This is a genomic window from Mesobacillus sp., from assembly GCF_049588175.1.
GTDB lineage: Bacteria > Bacillota > Bacilli > Bacillales > Cytobacillaceae > Mesobacillus.
The window spans coordinates 1-1,920 of the sequence record NZ_JBAVFI010000085.1 but is presented as its reverse complement, the minus strand read 5'-3'; the positions used below and the strand labels follow the sequence as shown (position 1 = coordinate 1,920).

Here is a 1,920-nt window from a genome sequence, read left to right as displayed (position 1 = left end):
GATTATTGAAGGTGATTAAGCCAAAAAACAACAATGCTCACAATGTAGACTAGATTGTATCGGAACGTGTACGAGCTATCGTAAAACCTATGCGGAATATACAGAATACAGTGAGAGCGAAGTGGTTGATATGTTTCTGCTTAACCTTTTAAAAGATAAAGACTTTTTGTTGAACTAGTTGTAAATTTCACAATTTAAAGTAAAAGGATATAACTATAACAATAATAATATAATCAATATCAATATTAGTTTATTGAAAAACGATAAATTGTGTGTTAAAGTCATTTTATTATTAAATCGGTGAGGTGCTTTAAATGAATGTTAAACAAGGTTCAACAACTTTCTTAAAGGTAATTATTTTTCTGGCTGGAATTGCCGTGCTTGCATTGTGTATCTGGTTGCCTGAGATAGCCGTTAGAGATGCAAGAGTACATCCAGATACGGCTTACTTCCTAATCCCCTTTTTAGTATGTGCATACGGATTCTGTATTGCGTTTTCTGTTGCGTTGTATCAAGCATATAAACTATTAACCTACATCGAAAAGAACAATGCTCTCTCTGAATTATCCCTTAAATCTTTGAGGGTTATTAAAAAATGTGCTTTTACAGTTATTTTTCTCATTTTGTTAGGAATAGTAAGTTTAATGGTGCTTGCTAAAATCACAGGAGATGACGCAGCAGGTCCTATATCACTAAGTCTAATGGGCATTTTAGTGACAAGTATCGTTGCAACTTTTATAAGTGTTCTTCAAATACCAATTAAAAATTTCCTAGAAAAATGAAATAAAAATGTGAGGTGTTTTTTTTGAAAGAAGTCACAACATTGTTTTTAAAAATAGCTGTTTTTATTATAGGACTACTGGTTCTTGCTTTATGTATATTTTTAGTGCCCCATTTGGCGAATTTCGCAGCAAAATTGTATTCAAATATTGCTCCAATGAAATATCTCATTTTTATCGTGATGTATGGAGCGGCTGTGCCTTTTTACTTTGCTCTCTATCAGGCTTTCAATCTTTTACGGTACATTGACGAGAACACAGCGTTCTCGGAATTATCTGTAAAAGCGTTAAAGAACATAAAGTGCTGTGCGATTACAATCAGTGGTTGGTATGTATTAGGTTTGCCACTCTTTCATTTTATAGCGAAGAAAGTTGACCCTCCTATTGGATTATTGGGGCTCATTATCATTTTTACTTCGCTGGTTATCGCCGTTTTTGCTGCTATCCTCCAACGTCTTCTACAAGAAGCGATTAACATAAAATCAGAAAATGATTTGACGGTCTGAGGTGGAGGATATGGCAATTATTATTAATATTGATGTGATGTTAGCAAAACGGAAAATGAGCGTAACGGAGCTTTCGGAGAGGGTTGGAATTACGATGGCGAACCTTTCCATTCTGAAAAACGGGAAAGCAAAAGCGGTTCGTTTTTCAACATTAGAAGCGATATGTAAGGCTTTGGATTGTCAGCCAGGTGATATTTTGGAGTACAAAAGCGACGAAGACACTCGATAAAAACAAACAACAAATTAATTTAAATAACAGGAGTCAATAGAGAATTTAAGGGATAGCCATTGAGCTATCCCTTCTTTTTGTTTATTGACGTTATTTGCTTAGAGGATGCCATAGAGAATTGCATTGATTTTAGTGACAAAAATATGATGTAATTTGTAATGTTTGCACCTCAAAAGGGAACCCGTTATTCTGATTCCCCTGTTTTATTGTTGTTAAAGGTTGTGCTAATTAAGATGCGTATTATATTGTTAATTGACATTTTGCACTTCAAAACAGAACCTGTTACATTTGCAGGGTTTTTTTTACATTTGAATTAATCATAAAAATTCACCATGTGAACTCCACTTTTGAAGCAGGATTTTTCACGAAATAGATTTTCCCTATAATTAGCGAACTGAATATTATC

Annotated in this window: 3 protein-coding genes; all 3 read left to right on the top strand. The window is 34.0% G+C overall.

From position 1 onward, the window contains the following. The first annotated feature begins 314 nt into the window (after positions 1–314). From WB217_RS01880 to WB217_RS01870, 3 genes are read left to right on the top strand one after another with little or no spacing between them, the layout of a single operon-like run. Positions 315–782 carry a DUF2975 domain-containing protein gene (locus tag WB217_RS01880; RefSeq protein ID WP_423990120.1) on the top strand — a complete coding sequence of 156 codons (468 nt, stop codon included), beginning with the start codon at positions 315–317 and terminating at the stop codon, positions 780–782. Positions 783–805: 23 nt separating this feature from the next. After that, positions 806–1,285: a DUF2975 domain-containing protein gene (locus tag WB217_RS01875; RefSeq protein ID WP_423990118.1), complete on the top strand. Its 480-nt coding sequence runs from the start codon at positions 806–808 to the stop codon at positions 1,283–1,285. Between the two features lie 10 nt (positions 1,286–1,295). Beyond that, complete coding sequence (locus WB217_RS01870) at positions 1,296–1,514, top strand: helix-turn-helix domain-containing protein (protein ID WP_423990116.1); 219 nt, start codon at positions 1,296–1,298, stop codon at positions 1,512–1,514. Positions 1,515–1,920: the final 406 nt, after the last annotated feature.